At 58.9% G+C, this 15955-nt stretch carries 18 protein-coding genes; 8 read left to right on the forward strand and 10 right to left on the reverse strand.

The window, feature by feature from the left end; translation table 11 throughout:
* Window positions 1-80 precede the first annotated feature (80 nt).
* The 5 genes from hisB to hisF all read left to right on the forward strand — a co-directional run bounded on the left by hisB (window position 81) and on the right by hisF (window position 3178).
* Entirely contained in the window at window positions 81-674 is a 594-nt protein-coding gene (gene hisB / locus V0R60_RS09275; RefSeq protein ID WP_330079210.1) for an imidazoleglycerol-phosphate dehydratase HisB, read from the forward strand.
* On the forward strand, window positions 674-1312 hold the full coding sequence (gene hisH, locus V0R60_RS09280) for an imidazole glycerol phosphate synthase subunit HisH (protein WP_136474100.1): 639 nt from the start codon (window positions 674-676) through the stop codon (window positions 1310-1312). Before hisB ends, hisH begins: the two co-directional genes overlap by 1 nt.
* Complete coding sequence (locus tag V0R60_RS09285) at window positions 1312-1575, forward strand: DUF2164 domain-containing protein (protein ID WP_330079211.1); 264 nt, start codon at window positions 1312-1314, stop codon at window positions 1573-1575. Before hisH ends, V0R60_RS09285 begins: the two co-directional genes overlap by 1 nt.
* An 84-nt stretch (window positions 1576-1659) precedes the next feature.
* Window positions 1660-2397 carry a 1-(5-phosphoribosyl)-5-[(5-phosphoribosylamino)methylideneamino]imidazole-4-carboxamide isomerase gene (gene hisA / locus V0R60_RS09290; protein ID WP_136474102.1) on the forward strand — a complete coding sequence of 246 codons (738 nt, stop codon included), beginning with the start codon at window positions 1660-1662 and terminating at the stop codon, window positions 2395-2397.
* Window positions 2398-2407: 10 nt separating this feature from the next.
* Complete coding sequence (gene hisF / locus V0R60_RS09295; protein WP_136474103.1) at window positions 2408-3178, forward strand: imidazole glycerol phosphate synthase subunit HisF; 771 nt, start codon at window positions 2408-2410, stop codon at window positions 3176-3178.
* A gap of 58 nt (window positions 3179-3236) precedes the next feature.
* On the opposite strand, the gene choV is transcribed toward hisF, so the two are convergent.
* From choV to V0R60_RS09310, 3 genes are all read right to left on the reverse strand, one after another.
* Complete coding sequence (gene choV, locus V0R60_RS09300) at window positions 3237-4415, reverse strand: choline ABC transporter ATP-binding protein (protein ID WP_330079212.1); 1179 nt, start codon at window positions 4413-4415, stop codon at window positions 3237-3239.
* Complete coding sequence (gene choW / locus V0R60_RS09305) at window positions 4412-5260, reverse strand: choline ABC transporter permease subunit (protein ID WP_178084200.1); 849 nt, start codon at window positions 5258-5260, stop codon at window positions 4412-4414. Before choW ends, choV begins: the two co-directional genes overlap by 4 nt.
* A gap of 66 nt (window positions 5261-5326) precedes the next feature.
* Window positions 5327-6274 (reverse strand): choline ABC transporter substrate-binding protein, encoded by a 948-nt coding sequence (locus tag V0R60_RS09310; protein WP_136474106.1) that lies wholly within the window; start codon window positions 6272-6274, stop codon window positions 5327-5329.
* A 449-nt stretch (window positions 6275-6723) separates the two neighbouring features.
* Here V0R60_RS09310 and V0R60_RS09315 point away from each other — a divergent pair, with 449 nt between their 5' ends.
* Both V0R60_RS09315 and gbdR read left to right on the forward strand, forming a co-directional pair.
* On the forward strand, window positions 6724-8100 hold the full coding sequence (locus V0R60_RS09315; RefSeq protein WP_136474107.1) for an L-serine ammonia-lyase: 1377 nt from the start codon (window positions 6724-6726) through the stop codon (window positions 8098-8100).
* 412 nt (window positions 8101-8512) lie between these two features.
* Window positions 8513-9616 carry a choline metabolism transcriptional regulator GbdR gene (gene gbdR / locus V0R60_RS09320; protein ID WP_136474108.1) on the forward strand — a complete coding sequence of 368 codons (1104 nt, stop codon included), beginning with the start codon at window positions 8513-8515 and terminating at the stop codon, window positions 9614-9616.
* An 82-nt stretch (window positions 9617-9698) separates the two neighbouring features.
* Here the strand turns inward: gbdR and V0R60_RS09325 are convergent, their stop codons facing one another.
* The 5 genes from V0R60_RS09325 to choX all read right to left on the reverse strand — a co-directional run bounded on the left by V0R60_RS09325 (window position 9699) and on the right by choX (window position 13415).
* Entirely contained in the window at window positions 9699-9953 is a 255-nt protein-coding gene (locus tag V0R60_RS09325) for a hypothetical protein (RefSeq protein ID WP_330079213.1), read from the reverse strand.
* Window positions 9954-10077: 124 nt separating this feature from the next.
* Window positions 10078-10548: a thioesterase family protein gene (locus V0R60_RS09330; RefSeq protein WP_330079214.1), complete on the reverse strand. Its 471-nt coding sequence runs from the start codon at window positions 10546-10548 to the stop codon at window positions 10078-10080.
* A 13-nt stretch (window positions 10549-10561) separates the two neighbouring features.
* Entirely contained in the window at window positions 10562-11527 is a 966-nt protein-coding gene (locus V0R60_RS09335) for an L-carnitine dehydrogenase (RefSeq protein WP_330079215.1), read from the reverse strand.
* A 15-nt stretch (window positions 11528-11542) separates the two neighbouring features.
* Window positions 11543-12427 carry a BKACE family enzyme gene (locus tag V0R60_RS09340; RefSeq protein WP_203543774.1) on the reverse strand — a complete coding sequence of 295 codons (885 nt, stop codon included), beginning with the start codon at window positions 12425-12427 and terminating at the stop codon, window positions 11543-11545.
* Between the two features lie 43 nt (window positions 12428-12470).
* Entirely contained in the window at window positions 12471-13415 is a 945-nt protein-coding gene (gene choX, locus V0R60_RS09345; RefSeq protein ID WP_330079216.1) for a choline ABC transporter substrate-binding protein, read from the reverse strand.
* A gap of 143 nt (window positions 13416-13558) precedes the next feature.
* Here choX and V0R60_RS09350 point away from each other — a divergent pair, with 143 nt between their 5' ends.
* Window positions 13559-14506 (forward strand): GlxA family transcriptional regulator, encoded by a 948-nt coding sequence (locus tag V0R60_RS09350; protein ID WP_330079217.1) that lies wholly within the window; start codon window positions 13559-13561, stop codon window positions 14504-14506.
* Here the strand turns inward: V0R60_RS09350 and V0R60_RS09355 are convergent.
* Together V0R60_RS09355 and V0R60_RS09360 are read right to left on the reverse strand one after the other, a co-directional pair.
* Complete coding sequence (locus V0R60_RS09355) at window positions 14503-15144, reverse strand: hypothetical protein (protein WP_330079218.1); 642 nt, start codon at window positions 15142-15144, stop codon at window positions 14503-14505. The genes V0R60_RS09350 and V0R60_RS09355 overlap by 4 nt on opposite strands.
* Window positions 15145-15211: 67 nt before the next feature.
* A complete protein-coding gene (locus tag V0R60_RS09360; RefSeq protein ID WP_256658307.1) occupies window positions 15212-15928 on the reverse strand; it encodes a hypothetical protein in 717 nt (238 codons plus the stop codon).
* Window positions 15929-15955 lie beyond the last annotated feature (27 nt).

The following is a 15955-nucleotide window of genomic DNA, read 5'->3' on the forward strand; positions in this document are numbered from 1 at the left end:
GCGTCTTCTTCGTTCCAAGCCTGACGCTTCTAGGCCTATAATGACCGCCTTTTTCGCCCAATGATTTTGCGGAGCTGGTGATGGTCGAACGTAAGGCTTCCGTCGAGCGCAATACTCTGGAAACCCAGATCAAGGCCTCGATTAACCTGGATGGCAGCGGCAAGGCTCGATTTGATATCGGTGTGCCTTTCCTTGAACACATGCTCGACCAAATCGCCCGACATGGGCTGATTGACCTCGACATCGAGTGCAAGGGCGACCTGCATATCGACGATCACCATACCGTCGAAGACGTCGGGATTACCTTGGGCCAAGCCTTCAATCAGGCCATTGGCGACAAGAAGGGCATCCGCCGCTATGGCCACGCCTATGTACCGCTCGATGAAGCGCTGTCGCGTGTGGTTATCGACTTTTCCGGCCGTCCAGGCCTGGAAATGCACGTGCCCTACACCCGCGCCTCGGTTGGCGGCTTCGATGTCGACCTGTTCCAGGAATTCTTCCAGGGCTTCGTCAACCACGCCAACGTCACCCTGCACATCGACAACCTGCGTGGGCACAACACCCACCACCAGATCGAGACAGTGTTCAAGGCTTTCGGCCGCGCCCTGCGCATGGCTATCGAGCTGGATGACCGCATGGCCGGGCAAATGCCGTCGACCAAGGGTTGCCTTTAATGCAGACAGTTGCTGTTATTGACTATGGCATGGGCAACTTGCACTCGGTGGCCAAGGCACTGGAGCACGTCGGCGCTGGCAAGGTACTGATCACCAGCGATGCCGCGGTAATCCGCGAGGCTGATCGTGTGGTATTTCCGGGAGTGGGCGCGATTCGCGATTGCATGGCTGAAATTCGTCGCTTGGGCTTCGACAGCCTGGTGCGCGAAGTCAGTCAGGACCGTCCGTTTCTCGGCATCTGCGTGGGTATGCAGGCGCTGCTGGATCACAGCGAAGAGAACGACGGCGTCGATTGCATTGGCCTGTTCCCAGGCAATGTGCGGTTTTTCGGCAAGGACTTGCATGAAGATGGCGAGCACCTGAAGGTGCCGCACATGGGCTGGAACGAAGTTACCCAGGCCATCGATCATCCGCTGTGGCACAACATTCCTGACCTGGCACGTTTCTACTTTGTGCACAGCTACTACATCACTGCGGCCAAGGCCTTGCAGGTGGTGGGGCGTGGTCACTACGGCGTCGATTTCGCTGCAGCGCTGGCCGAAGGGTCGCGTTTTGCGGTGCAGTTCCACCCGGAGAAAAGCCATACCCATGGCCTGCAGTTGCTGCAGAACTTCGCCGCCTGGGATGGCCACTGGTAATGAGCAAGTCCAAGACCAAGGCGCCGATTCTCACCCTTGCCCCGGAGCAGGAACGCGAAGCGCTGGATGTACTCAAGCGCTTTCTCGAAGACCGTTTCGAGCTGCAACTGGGTTCGTTCGAGGTCGCTGAGGTTCTGGACCTGTTCAGCAAGAAAATCGCTCCGCATTACTACAATCGAGCGATTTTCGATGTGCAGAACCATCTCAAGGAACGCTTCGAAAGTATTGAAAGTGACCTCTGGTCGCTCGAAAAAAGCAGCTGAAAGCTACCAGCTGCAAGAGAACAGACGCGCACGCTTGCAGCTTGTAGCTAGCAACTTGCAGCTCTTTTTACGAAGGAAAACAGCATGCTGATTATTCCCGCTATCGATCTTAAAGACGGTGCTTGCGTACGTCTGCGCCAGGGCCGCATGGAAGACTCCACGGTATTTTCCGATGACCCGGTGAGCATGGCCGCCAAGTGGGTCGAAGGTGGTTGCCGCCGCCTGCACCTGGTTGACCTCAATGGCGCTTTCGAAGGCCAGCCGGTCAACGGCGAAGTGGTAACTGCCATTGCCAAGCGCTATCCGAACCTGCCTATCCAGATCGGTGGCGGTATCCGTTCGCTGGAAACCATCGAGCATTACGTCAAGGCTGGCGTCAGCTACGTGATCATCGGCACCAAGGCCGTTAAAGAGCCTGAGTTCGTCGCCCAAGCCTGCCGCGCCTTTCCAGGCAAGGTTATCGTCGGCCTGGATGCCAAAGACGGTTTCGTTGCCACCGACGGCTGGGCTGAAGTCAGCTCGGTGCAGGTCATTGACCTGGCCAAGCGGTTCGAAGCCGACGGCGTCTCGGCCATTGTCTACACCGACATTGCCAAAGACGGCATGATGCAGGGCTGCAACGTCCCGTTCACGGCTGCACTGGCCGCGGCTACCAAGATTCCGGTGATTGCTTCCGGTGGTATCCACAACCTGGGTGACATCAAGGCCCTGCTCGACGCCAAGGCGCCGGGCATCATCGGCGCGATCACCGGCCGGGCCATCTACGAAGGCACCCTGGATGTCGCCGAGGCTCAAGCCTTCTGCGACAGCTACAAAGGCTGAGGACTCCCACATGGCATTGGCTAAGCGCATCATCCCCTGCCTCGATGTCGATAACGGCCGGGTGGTCAAAGGCGTCAAGTTCGAGAACATTCGTGATGCCGGTGATCCGGTTGAAATCGCTCGTCGCTACGATGAACAGGGCGCTGACGAAATCACCTTTCTCGACATCACCGCCAGCGTCGATGGCCGTGACACCACGCTCCATACCGTTGAGCGTATGGCCAGCCAGGTGTTCATCCCGCTGACCGTAGGCGGTGGTGTGCGTACCGTGCAGGACATCCGTAACCTGCTCAATGCGGGTGCCGACAAGGTCTCGATCAACACTGCCGCGGTGTTCAACCCGGAGTTCGTCGGCGAAGCTGCTGCGCACTTTGGTTCTCAGTGCATTGTGGTTGCCATCGACGCCAAGAAAGTTTCCGGACCGGGTGAAACCCCGCGCTGGGAAATCTTCACCCACGGTGGTCGCAAGCCGACCGGCCTGGATGCGGTTGAGTGGGCGATGAAGATGGAAGGCCTGGGTGCCGGCGAGATTCTGCTGACCAGCATGGATCAGGACGGCATGAAGAATGGCTTTGACCTGGGTGTTACCCGGGCCATCAGCGATGCCTTGGGTATTCCGGTGATTGCTTCAGGTGGTGTGGGTAACCTGCAGCACCTGGCTGACGGAATTATCGAAGGCCATGCCAGCGCAGTGCTGGCGGCGAGTATCTTCCATTTCGGCGAGTACACCGTGCCGGAAGCCAAGGCCTTCATGGCCAAGCAGGGGATCGTCGTTCGCTGATGCCTCTATCGCGGGGCAAAACCGCTCCCGGTGGGAGCGGGCTTGCCCCGCGATAGCCTCAGCCCAAATTCTTGCCCAGCAGCGCGTGATACAACTCACTGTCGCCGAGAATCCCCACCACGGTATTACCTTCCTGAAGCACTAGCTTGTTGCCGGTCTGGTAACGGATCTGCAGTGCCTCGCGCATTCCAATGCTGGCACTCACCAGGGTGGGTTTGCGGGCCAGCTCTTCTACCGCTTCACCCGGTGCCCAATTCTGTAGGTCCATGCCGTTGGCGCCCTGACGCGCGCCTTTTATGGTGTTGCCTTCGGCCAGATCCAGCCAGGAGTCGCCGCCTGGGTCCAGGCACACCGAACCGTTGATCCGTTTGCACTTGTCCAACGTGCGCATCAAGCTGCGGCCGCACAGTACGTTGAGTGGGTTGGTGTGGGCGACGAAGGTTCGCACGTACTCGTCGGCCGGGTTCAGAACGATCTCTTCCGGCTTGCTGTACTGGATGATTTTGCCGTCTTTCATGATAGCGATACGGCTGCCGAGCTTGAGTGCTTCATCCAGGTCATGGCTGACGAACACAATGGTTTTGCTCAGTTTGCGTTGCAGCTCCAGCAATTCATCCTGCAGGCCCTGGCGGATCAGCGGATCGAGGGCGGAGAAAGGTTCGTCCATCAGCAGGATATCGGCATCCATGGCCAGGGCGCGGGCCAGACCTACACGCTGCTGCATGCCGCCTGAGAGTTCGTCGGGCTTCTTGTTGCGCCATTGGGTAAGACCGACCAGCTCAAGCTTCTCGTCGACCAGTTTGCGCCGTTCCTTTTCCGGACGACCCTGCATCTCCAGGCCGAAGCTGATGTTCTCGCGCACTGTCAGCCAGGGCATCAGGGCGAACTTCTGGAAGACCATGGCGATGCGCTTGGTGCGCATCATTTTCAGCTCCGCCGGGGTGCAATGGGCGATGTCGATATGCGTGCCTTCATGCTCGACGAACAGCTTGCCTCGGCTCACTGTGTTGAGGCCGTTGATGCAACGCAGCAGGCTTGACTTGCCCGAGCCGGACAGCCCCATCAACACGCAGATTTCACCTTTGTTGATATCCAGGTTGGCCTTTTCGACGCCGACTACCAACCCGGTCTTTTTTAGAATCTGCTCCCGCGAAAGGCCTTGGTCGAGCAGGCTGAGTGCCTCACGCGGTCGGCTGGAGAAGATAACGTCTACATCTTCGAAGCGAATAATGCTCATGCTTCACTCCTTGCCGGTGCGTCGGGTTGTTTGCAGATACGGTCGAGCATGATCGCCAGCAATACGATTGCCAGACCGGCTTCGAAGCCCAGGGCGATATCGGCAGTGTTCAGTGCGTTGACTACAGGTTTGCCCAGGCCATCGGCCCCTACCAGCGCGGCGATCACCACCATCGACAACGAGAGCATGATGCATTGGGTAACGCCGGCAGCGATGCTCGGCATGGCATGTGGCAGCTCGATGCGCGACAGCAGCTGGCGGCGCGAGCAACCGAATGCCTTGCCAGCGTCGAGCAGCTCCTGGGGCACATCACAGATACCCAGGTAGGTCAGGCGGATCGGTGCGGCGATGGCGAACACCACCGTTGAGATCAGGCCGGGAACCACACCCAGGCCGAACAGCGTCAGGGTCGGGATCAGGTAGACGAAGGTGGGTACTGTCTGCATCAGGTCCAGCACTGGACGCATAGCGGTATAGAACATCGGTTTGTGCGCGGCGAGAATTCCCAGCGGTACGCCGATGGCCACGCAGACCATAGTGGCGAACAACACCTGTGCCAGGGTCTCCATGGTTTCTTGCCAGTAGCCAAGGTTGAGGATCAGCAGGAAAGACAGTGCGCAGAAAGCGGTCAGCGACCATTTACGCTGAATCAGATGCGCGATCACTGCAATCAGGCCGATCAGGACGAAGGGGTTGAACCAGGTCAGTGCCCCGGTCACTCCATGAATCATCAATTCCAGTGCTTCAGCGAAGGCATCGAAGTAGTTGGCGCCATGTTGCGTCAACCAGTCAACGAAGCCTGCGATGTACTGGCCCAGTGGTATTTTTTGATCGATCAGCATGATAGCGAGCGTCCACCTGCATAAGATTGAAGACAGCCTGCGGCGGGGCGGGCCCGCCGCAGGTGGTGCTTACTGCGTCAGTTTGGCTTTGGCCGCCTCCAGGCCGGGTTTGCCGTCAACGGTGGTAACTCCGGCCAGCCAGGTGTCGAGTACCTGCGGGTTCTTTTTCAGCCAGGCCTTGGCAGCTGCGTCGGGTTTCATCTTGTCGTCCAGGACGTTGCCCATCAGGGTGCTTTCCATGTCCAGGGTGAAGGACAGGTTTTTCAGCAACTGACCGACGTTGCTGCATTCCTGTACATAACCCTTGCGGGTATTGGTGAGCACGGTGGCCTTGCCGTATTCGGGACCGAAGAAGTCATCGCCACCATCGAGGTATTTCATCTTGAAGCGGGTGTTCATCGGGTGGGGCTCCCAGCCCAGGAACACCACATCGTTGCCACGGCGGGCAGCACGATCAACCTGCGAAAGCATCCCGGCTTCGCTGGACTCGACCACCTTGAAACCGGCGTCCTTGAGGCCGAAGGCGTTCTTGTCGATCATGCTCTGGATGGTGCGGTTGCCGTCGTTGCCGGGTTCGATCCCGTAGATTTTGCCGTCCAGTTCTTTCTTGAACTTGGGGATATCGGCGAAGGTTTTCAGGCCTTTGTCATACAGCGCCTGGGGCACGGCCAAGGTGTACTTGGCGTTCTCAAGGTTGGCTCGTACGGTCTCCACCGTACCGGCATCGCGGTACTGCTTGATGTCGTTTTCCATCGTCGGCATCCAGTTGCCGAGAAACACATCCATATTCTTGCCATCGGCCAGCGACTTGTAGGTTACCGGCACCGAGATCATGGTCGTCTTGGTCTTGTACCCCAGCGATTGCAGCACGACGCTGGTAACGGCGGTGGTCACGGTAATGTCGGTCCAACCGACATCAGAGAAGTTAACGGTATGACACTGCTCCGGCTCTGCGGCCTGGGCCAGCAGCGGCACACTCAACAGCGTGGCCAGCAATAGCGAGGGTGAACCTTTCATTCGATGGACTCCTGATGTTTTTGTCGGATGTCCCACGGGACCGCCGTGCTTTATGTCTTGCATTCGGTCGGGCCGGGCTATCGGGCGATAGCGGGACAGGTGCCGTGCAATCGAGTCGATAACGATCATCTAACAGCGAAAATCAAACGCCTACAGGGTGCGTCGTATCCAGTACAGACAGGGTCGCTTCCAGTGTCGATGAGGTCGTTTACAGATTTATCCGGCCCTGTAAACGTAGTTTTGCTGGCGCTGCACCGCAAAAAAACGGCGCAGCGGTGGTGCTGACAACTGGCGGCGTTGCTGGGCAAGAGTGCGTCGGTTGTAGACGTCAGACGTGCGTTCAAAAGCCTGATGATGCGCGAGTTCGGCGGATTGCCGCCTTTTCAGCGTAGCAGTTGCAACGCCCTTGGCTTGGGTTGCGGGTGGCTGCTCATTCAGGAGTTTGCGCCATGGCCATCAGTGTGTTTGACCTGTTCAAGATCGGCGTTGGTCCATCCAGTTCTCATACCGTCGGGCCCATGCGTGCGGCAGCGCTGTTCGTCCAGGGCCTGCGTGAGCGTGACGAGCTTGAGCAGGTGCAACGCGTCGAGGTACGCCTGTATGGCTCGTTGTCGGCGACCGGCATCGGCCATGGCAGCGACAATGCGGTGATCATGGGCTTGATGGGCGAGTGGCCCGACGCAATCGATCCGTCGCAGATTGCGCCGCGTATCGCTGCATTGCGCGAAACAGACACCTTGCTGCTCGCAGGGCGGCTGCAGATCGGCTTTGTCTGGCACCGCGACATGCTGCTGCTGGATGAAAACCTGCCTTACCATCCCAACGCCATGACCCTGATTGCTCAAGGCGTTGCCGGTGAGTTGCACCGGGATACCTATTACTCGGTCGGTGGCGGCTTTGTGGTCGATGCGGCGCAGGCAGCCAGCGGCGTGCTGGATGCTGACAACACCGAGCTTCCCTACGATTTCAACAGTGCTGCTGAGTTGTTGGCGCTGTGCAAGCAAAACGACATGCGCGTGTCGCAACTGATGCTGGAAAACGAGAAAGTCTGGCGCAGCGAAGCAGAGATCCGAGCCGGTCTGCTCAAGCTTTGGCAGGCGATGCAGGCCTGTGTTGAAAACGGTCTGAAATACGAAGGCATTCTTCCCGGCGGGCTGAATGTGAAGCGCCGCGCCGCCAAGCTTCATCGCAGCTTGCAGGAACTGAACAAGCCCAATGTGATTGGTTCGACCTTGAGCGCCATGGAGTGGGTCAATCTGTATGCCCTGGCGGTCAACGAGGAAAACGCCGCGGGCGGGCGCATGGTAACCGCGCCAACCAATGGCGCGGCCGGGATCATTCCGGCGGTGCTGCACTACTACATGCGTTTTAGCGATCAGGTGAGCGAAGCCTGCGTGGTCGACTTTTTTCTCGGCGCGGCGGCGGTCGGTATTTTGTGCAAGAAAAACGCGTCGATCTCCGGCGCTGAGGTGGGCTGCCAAGGTGAGGTCGGTTCGGCCTGTGCAATGGCAGCGGCAGGCTTGGCCGAAGTGCTAGGCGCAACACCGGGACAACTGGAAAACGCCGCTGAAATCGGCCTTGAGCATAACCTGGGGCTGACCTGCGACCCGGTTGGCGGCCTGGTACAGGTGCCGTGCATCGAGCGCAACGCGATCGCTGCTGTAAAGGCAATCAACGCGGCACAAATGGCGCTGCGTGGTGACGGTGAGCACTTCATCTCGCTTGACCGGGTGATCCGCACCATGCGCGACACCGGCGCCGACATGCACGACAAGTACAAGGAAACCTCACGTGGCGGCTTGGCCGTAAGCGCCGTCGAGTGTTGATGTTGCCTGCGTCATTAGTGCCCGTGCCTGGCACGGCTGCCACCTTTTGGCGCGCGCCTCTATCAGGACCTTGGCAAGCTTGCTGAAGAAAGCTGTTACCCGGGTAACTTGTGCCTGGGGTGACACTCGAATATGTCGTTTCTGGGCATCCTTCCCACAAGTGCTACCGAATTGCTCAGGTCGCCCGTGCAGCGGCGCTAGCACGGTGTTTTGCGTTTAAAACCCAGGGTTGCAACAGTTGCCAGATAGACACTGCGCGACGTCGTTTTTGGGTTTTGTTGAATAGCCATTCAATTTCAGGCACGGCAATTGCGTTGTGATTATCAAAGCCCCTGCATTCGAATCGGGGCCGTGACAAAAAAAGCCCGCGCCTGCCTGAGGCGCAACCTGCATTGTGTGAGGAGATACCGCGATGACGTCGTACAACTCCGGGACCCCAACCCAGAACCGCACGCCACAATCCATCGGCTTCCTGCTGTTGGACAACTTCACTCTTATCTCCCTGGCTTCGGCCGTCGAGCCGCTGCGCATGGCTAACCAACTGTCCGGACGCGAGCTGTATCGCTGGAGTACCTTGAGCGTGGATGGTGGTCAGGTGTGGGCCAGTGACGGCTTGCAAATCACTCCCGATGCGGCGATGCACAAGGCGCCGGCCATGGATACCGTCATTGTCTGTGGCGGCATCGGTATTCAGCGCACTGTTACCCGCGAGCACGTGACCTGGCTGCAGAGCCAGGCCCGCCAGTCGCGCCGTCTAGGTGCGGTGTGCACCGGCAGTTGGGCGCTGGCGTGTGCCGGCCTGCTCGACGGCTTCGATTGCAGCGTGCACTGGGAATGCCTGGCGGCAATGCAGGAAGCCTTCCCACGGGTGAGCATGAGCACCCGACTGTTCACCCTCGACCGTAATCGCTTCACCAGCTCCGGCGGTACTGCACCGCTGGACATGATGCTGCACCTGATCAGCCGCGATCACGGCCGTGAGCTGTCGGCGGCGATTTCCGAGATGTTTGTCTACGAGCGAATCCGCAACGAGCAGGATCACCAGCGTGTACCGCTCAAGCACATGCTCGGTACCAACCAACCGAAGCTGCAGGAAATCGTTGCGCTGATGGAAGCCAACCTGGAAGAGCCAATCGATCTGGACGAATTGGCTGTGTATGTGGCGGTATCGCGTCGCCAGCTCGAGCGACTGTTCCAGAAATACCTGCACTGCTCGCCGTCGCGCTATTACCTCAAGCTGCGCCTGATTCGCGCCCGGCAACTGCTCAAGCAGACCCCCATGTCGATCATCGAAGTGGCCTCGGTGTGCGGCTTCGTTTCTACCCCGCACTTCTCCAAGTGCTACCGCGAGTACTTCGGTATTCCGCCGCGTGACGAGCGTGTGGGTTCCAATACCGCGCAGCAGGTGGCGATGATGCCGATTCCACAGGCAATGGTGCTGTCGCCACTGGCGGGGCCTATGTCGGCGCTGAGCCAGGCGCGTAACGAGTCGACATTTGCCAGCGTGAGGCTATAGGTCAGGTTGGATTTATCGCGGGGCAAGCCCGCTCCCACAGGTGATCAGCAACCTGTGGGAGCGGGCTTGCCCCTTGTTACTTTCAGCGATTGTTGAATTCGGCCAAGGCGGGCAACAACTGCTTTTCGATGGCCTGGCGCACCACCGGCAGAATGGTCGCGTTGCCGGTGTACAGTTGCTCTACCAGGCCCTTCAGGGCTTTGGCCCTTTGCTCGCTCAAGCCACGCACCGCACATTCGCAGGCCTGCTCGGCACTGGCGTCGGTCGGCATTTCGAAACCCAGAGCGCGCAATTGGCTCAACAGGTCGTCCTGATCAATCAAATCCGCATGCATCATGGCTTTTGTCCTTGTTTGCAGGTGTGATCGTCAGTCGATTCTGTGGGCACCACTGCGGTGGGGCAAGCGCAGAATGTGGCAATGGCTGCTTTACCTAAGAGCAGGTCGTTTTTGGGGCAGGATGCTACTGGGGAAGAGCGATCAACCGGCCAACGAATTGTGCAGCTGGCTGGTCTGTCTGGTCAGCGCAAATTTCTTCCAAGCGGTCCACCGCCTCGGGCGCGAAGGGCGCCGAGCGAGGGCCGGCTAGGTCCACGTGCAGCAGCATCTGCTCGCTGGCCGCCAGCACCGGCTCAAAGCCTTCACGGTGCAGGCTGTGGTACAAGTGCAGGCGTTTGCGATCGAAGCCAATGACCTGTGTCTGCACCCAGACGTCTGTGCCCAGTTTTACTTCGTGCAAGTAGTTGAGGTGGCATTCCAGAGTAAACAAGGAGTTGCCGCTGGCGCTGCGGTTGTCGCTATCGAGCCCGATGCGGTCCATGAATGCATCGGTGGCATAGCTGAATATCAGCAGGTAAAAAGCATCGCGCAGATGCCCGTTGTAGTCGACCCAGTCCGCCTGGACTGGGGTTTGGTAGGTGATCAGTGCGGGCATCAGAGGGCTCCGGTCAGTCGCTGAAGGCCATGCCGTGTTTGGCTTTGGTGGTTTTCACTGCCTCAAGTACAGCCAGCAGGCAATCATCACGATAGCGCTCCAGCGCGCTAATGCTGCGCTCGCCCAGTTGCTCGCTGGTGCCTTCGACCACGGCATCGATCAGGCCTTCAGTCAGCTCCGGCGCCGGCAGGTAGGTCCAGGGTAGCTGCAGCGCCGGGCCAAACTGCGCCATGAAGTGGCGCATGCCAGCGTCGCCGCCGGCCAGGGTGTAGGTTAGAAAGGTGCCCATGAATGACCAGCGCAGGCCTGCGCCAAAGCGAATTGCATCGTCGATTTCACCGGTCGTCGCCACACCGTCGTTGACCAGGTGCAGGGCTTCGCGCCATAGCGCTTCGAGCAGGCGGTCGGCAATGAATCCCGGGACTTCCTTGCGTACATGCAGGGGGCGCATACCCAAGGCGGTATAGACGGTTTTTGCAGCTTCGATGGCTTCAGGGGCGGTTTTGTTGCTGCCCACTATTTCCACCAAGGGCAGCAGGTACACCGGGTTGAACGGGTGACCGACCACGCAGCGTTCAGGGTGGGTTGAAGATTCATAGAACTCGCTGGGCAACAGCCCGGAAGTGCTCGAGCCGATCAAGGCGTTGGGCTTGGCGGCGGCGCTGATCTTGCTGTGCAGGTCGAGCTTGAGATCAAGACGCTCCGGGGCGCTTTCTTGAATGAAGTCGGCATCACATACGCACTCCTCGATGGTGCTGACAAACCGCAAGCGTTGTTGTGAAGCTCCCGCTGCCAGACCCTGTTGCTCCAGCGTCGGCCAGGCATTGGCAATGCGTTTGCGCAGTACGGCTTCAGCGCCCGGTGCCGGATCCCAGGCCACTACATCAAGGCCATGCGCCAGGGCGCGAGCTACCCAGCCGCTGCCGATCACGCCACTGCCCAATGCTGCGAATGTCTTGATTTCGGTAATAAAGCTCATTTCACACTCCACTGATCAGCGACGGCTCAGGTTCATTTTTGCCCGGCCTTCGGCTGGGGTAAGCACGCGGGCACCAAGACGGCTGAGGATCTGGGTGGCGCGCTCGACCAACTGCCCGTTGCTGGCCAGGACGCCTTTGTCCAGGTACAGGTTGTCTTCCAGACCTACCCGTACGTTGCCGCCGAGCAGGACTGCTTGGGCCGCCATTGGCATCTGCATGCGACCAATGCCAAATCCGGCCCAGGTCACGCCAGCTGGCAGGTTGTCGACCATGGCTTTCATGGTGGCGGTGTCGGCTGGCGCTCCCCAGGGGATACCCAGGCACAGCTGGAACAACGGATCGTCGAGCAGGCCTTCCTTGATCATCTGCTTGGCGAACCACAAGTGCCCGGTGTCGAAGATCTCCAGTTCGGCTTTCACTCCCAGCTCGGTAATGCGTTTGGCCCCGGCCCGCAATTGCGCGGGCGTCGAGACATAGATGCTGTTGCCGTCGCCAAAGTTGAGGGTGCCGCAGTCGAGCGTGCAGATCTCCGGCAACAGCGCTTCGACGTGCGCCAGCCGTTCCAGCGGGCCGATCAGATCGGTGCCGCTACCAAACTCAAGGGGTGTTTCACCTGGGCCAATTTCCAGATCGCCGCCCATGCCGGCAGTGAGGTTGACGATGATGTCCACATCGGCTTCACGGATGCGCTCCATTACCTCGCGGTATAGCGCTACGTCACGGCTGAAGCGTCCGGTTTGCGGATCGCGAACGTGGCAATGCACCACGGTTGCACCGGCCTTTGCCGCTTCCACGGCGGCTTCGGCAATTTGCTTGGGGGTAACCGGGACCAAGTGACTCTTGCTGGCAGTGTCACCCGCGCCGGTCAGGGCGCAGGTAATGATGACGTCGTGGTTCATGGCGGCTTCCTGTAGGAGCGGGCTTGCCCCGCAATGGGATCTGTCAGTTGGCAGTGAGCTGAATATTTTCGGCAGCCGGTTTGCCATCGAAGGTGGTCACTCCCTCAAGCCAGCGCTTCTGGTCTTCAGGGTGATCCTTGAGCCACTGACGGGCGGACGCCAGGGCGTCTTTGTGGTCGAGCAGCGGTTGCATCATGCGGCTCTCGTCTTCGGCAGTGAATTTGAGGTTGGTCAGTAGCCGGTTGGCGTTCGGACAGCGCTCGGCGTAATCCGGGGCGGTGACGGTCCAGACCGTGGCCCGGCCCTCATCCGGACCAAGGGCGTCTTCGCTGCCGCTGAGGTAAGCCATATCGATATTGACGTTCATCGGATGCGGCGCCCAACCGAAGAACACCACGGCCTGCTTGCGGCGTACCGCGCGATCTACAGCGGCGAGCATGCCGGCTTCGCTGGACTCCACCAGCTGGAACTTGCCCAGGCCGAACTGGTTCTTGGTAATCATCGCCTTGATTTGAGTGTTGGCGCCGGAGCCAGGCTCGATTCCATAGATCTTTCCGCCTAGCTCTTTCTCGAATTTGGCGATATCGGCAAATGTCTTCAGGCCTTTGTCTGCCAGGTACTTGGGAACTGCGAGGGTCGCACGGGCGTCATCCAGGCTCGGGTTATCGAGAACTTTGACCTGTTTGGCAGTGACGAAGGGGGTGATGGTCTGCGTCATGATCGGGTTCCAGTAACCCAGGAACATGTCCAATCGGTCGTCGCGGATACCGGCGAAAATGATCTGTTGCGAGGCACTGGTCTGCTTGGTTTTGTAACCCAGGCCGTCAAGCAGAACCTGGGCCATGGCACTGGTGGCCATGACGTCGGTCCAGTTGACCACGCCAAGGCGTACGTCTTTGCAGGCGGCGGGTTCGGCGGCTAACAGGGGAGTGGCGATTGTGGCGCTGAGGGTGAGGGACAACAGGCTGCGGCGGATCAAGCTGTGCATGGTGGCTCTCCAACGGCAGTGCATATTGTTATGGGGCCGGTCTCTGCGGACCGTTTACACACGCTACGCGGGTCGCGGGGTTGTAAAACGCACGGTGGCGACTAAAACTTGCACGCTGGCGACCAGCCAAGAGGGAGCATTCAATGTCGCAATTGATCCAGTTTCTTCTCCTGCCGGGATTCTCTGCCATGGGTTTCATCTCGGCGGTGGAGCCCCTGCGAGTTGCCAATCGCTTCAGTGGTGCGCTTTATCGCTGGAGCGTAGTCAGTATTGATGGCGGGCCCGTCCAGGCCAGTAATGGCATGTCGATCAACGCCGACGGCGTTCTGGGACGAGAGGCGGGCGCGAGTTTGTTGCTGGTGGTTGCCGGCTTCGAGCCGTTGGCCTGCTTTTCGTCGGCGATGCAGCAAACCTTGCGTCGTTTCGACCATGAAGGTGTGGTGCTCGGCGGTATCGATACCGGCGCGATGGTGCTGGCGCAGGCAGGTCTGCTCGATGGTCATCGGGTGACCTTGCACTGGGAGGCCATTGAAGCGTTCAAGGAGCGCTATCCGCGTCTTGAGGTGACGCAGGAACTGTTCGAGATCGATCGCCGGCGCATCACCTGTGCCGGTGGTACTGCTTCAATCGATCTGATGCTCGACCTCATCGCCCAGGCTCACGGCAGTGAACTGGCTGTGCAAGTGTCTGAGCAATTCGTGCTTGGCCGCATACGTCAGCGCCAAGACCATCAACGCATGCAGATTGCGACACGCTACGGGATCAGCAACCGCAAGCTGGTGCAGGTGATCAGCGAGATGGAAAAGCATACCGAGACGCCGTTGAGCACGCTGGAGTTGGCGTCCAAGGTGATGGTGACCCGACGTCAACTCGAGCGACTGTTTCGCCTGCATCTGGACGATACCCCGAGCAATCTGTACTTGTCGCTGAGGTTGGAGAAAGCCCGCCAACTGTTGGCGCAGACCGACATGAGCGTCACTCAGATCAGCCTGGCTTGTGGCTTCGAATTACCGTCCTACTTTGCCCGACGCTACAAACGTCAGTTCGGCAACTGCCCACGCGAAGAGCGTCGATTGATGCGTGCTCATTAGACGTCAAGGAGTTGATCGAGCGTGGCAAATTTGTCGAGCTGGTCCTGCACTTTTTTGCGCTGGGAGTTGAATGCATCTTTGTCGAACACGGCTCCCAGGTGATCGAGCTCCAGTTTTAGTCGAGTCTTAGGGGCATCAGGGTCGTGAGTACACAGCACATGAAACAGAATGGCCGTCAGGGGTTCGCCAGGATCCGCTGCCAGGGTGATACTCAGGTGTGTCGAGCTGGTGTACTTCCGATACAGGTTGTCCTCCGACGCCTGCATTTCATTGAGCGCATTTTTAGCCGCAGCGTGAAAGCTTGATTTTGCTGTCTGCGGGGGAGGAAGCCAGCCTTCGAAGACGTCTTTTAGCACATCGTCAGATGGGTTGTAAGGAATCGCTTTGCGGGTGTGTTCGATCAGTTTGAAGCCAAGTTCTTTCAAGGTTTCCAGGAAACTGGCAAACCATTCCTTGGCCTGTATCTCCCGGACGAATCGGTCGTTGGCGATCAACTGCGCCAAGCGCAGGCATTGATACGTGTCCTCGACCAGGTCGGTGACAAGCCCTGCATCCTGGCTGATTGATAGGGGCGAAGAGAACAGCGCCGTACTGGGCATGTCCTGGGTGTTGGCGTTGGGGGGGAGACTTTGTGTCATGGCGTCACCTGAAGCCGTTGAGTTGGCGTCAGGCCAGGCATCAACAGGTTGATACCTGGCCACAGGCTTAGATATCCAGATCGAGGATGTCGTTTGCCTGGCTGGCGAGCTTGTCGCTCACCGCTTTGCGCATGGCTTCGAACTGGCGAACGCTGAAGGAGCCTTGCTGCGATGCACGGTAGACTCGAGTGTTGGACTTGTTGACTTTGCGACCTATCGAGCCTTGGGCTTTTTCTGCCTTGTCGTAGCTCATCTGGACGCTGGTCATGTGCATGACTGGCAAGCCTTGCGGGGTCATCTCACACGCCGCTACCTGGAGGGTGCTCGATTTACCCGAAACGCTCAGGCTGCTTTCCTCCAGCAGGTTCTGGGCTTTTGGCGTGCTCACGGTGACTTCGAAGGCACGCTTTACACACCGGGACAGACGATGATTGTGACCAAGGCTGACAGTGACGATATGCGCGGCCAGTGCGGCTGCGGTGATATCTTCTTTGTCGATAGCCTCTTCGGCGTGGGCTGCGCCGGTCAAGGTCCAGCCAAATTTGCCCAGGCCGTCGTTGTAGTAGTTGTACCACTCGCGCTGTTGAGTTTCCTTGTCGAACTTTTTGTTGGCCGACAGGTTCATCAGGCGCATACCCGCCAGCACATCTTCTGCCACACCGGCCGGTACGTCAGGTGCGAAGATACACACGGTGTTGGCGACCATCAGTACGCGATCTTCGCCCTCTTTCTTCAGCTTCTCGATTGCTTTGTCCATGTCGGCTTGAGTGATGCTGGTGCTCATATCCAGGTTCCTTAACGTCAGATTCAT

Source organism: Pseudomonas auratipiscis (assembly GCF_036324085.1).
Lineage (GTDB): Bacteria > Pseudomonadota > Gammaproteobacteria > Pseudomonadales > Pseudomonadaceae > Aquipseudomonas > Aquipseudomonas auratipiscis.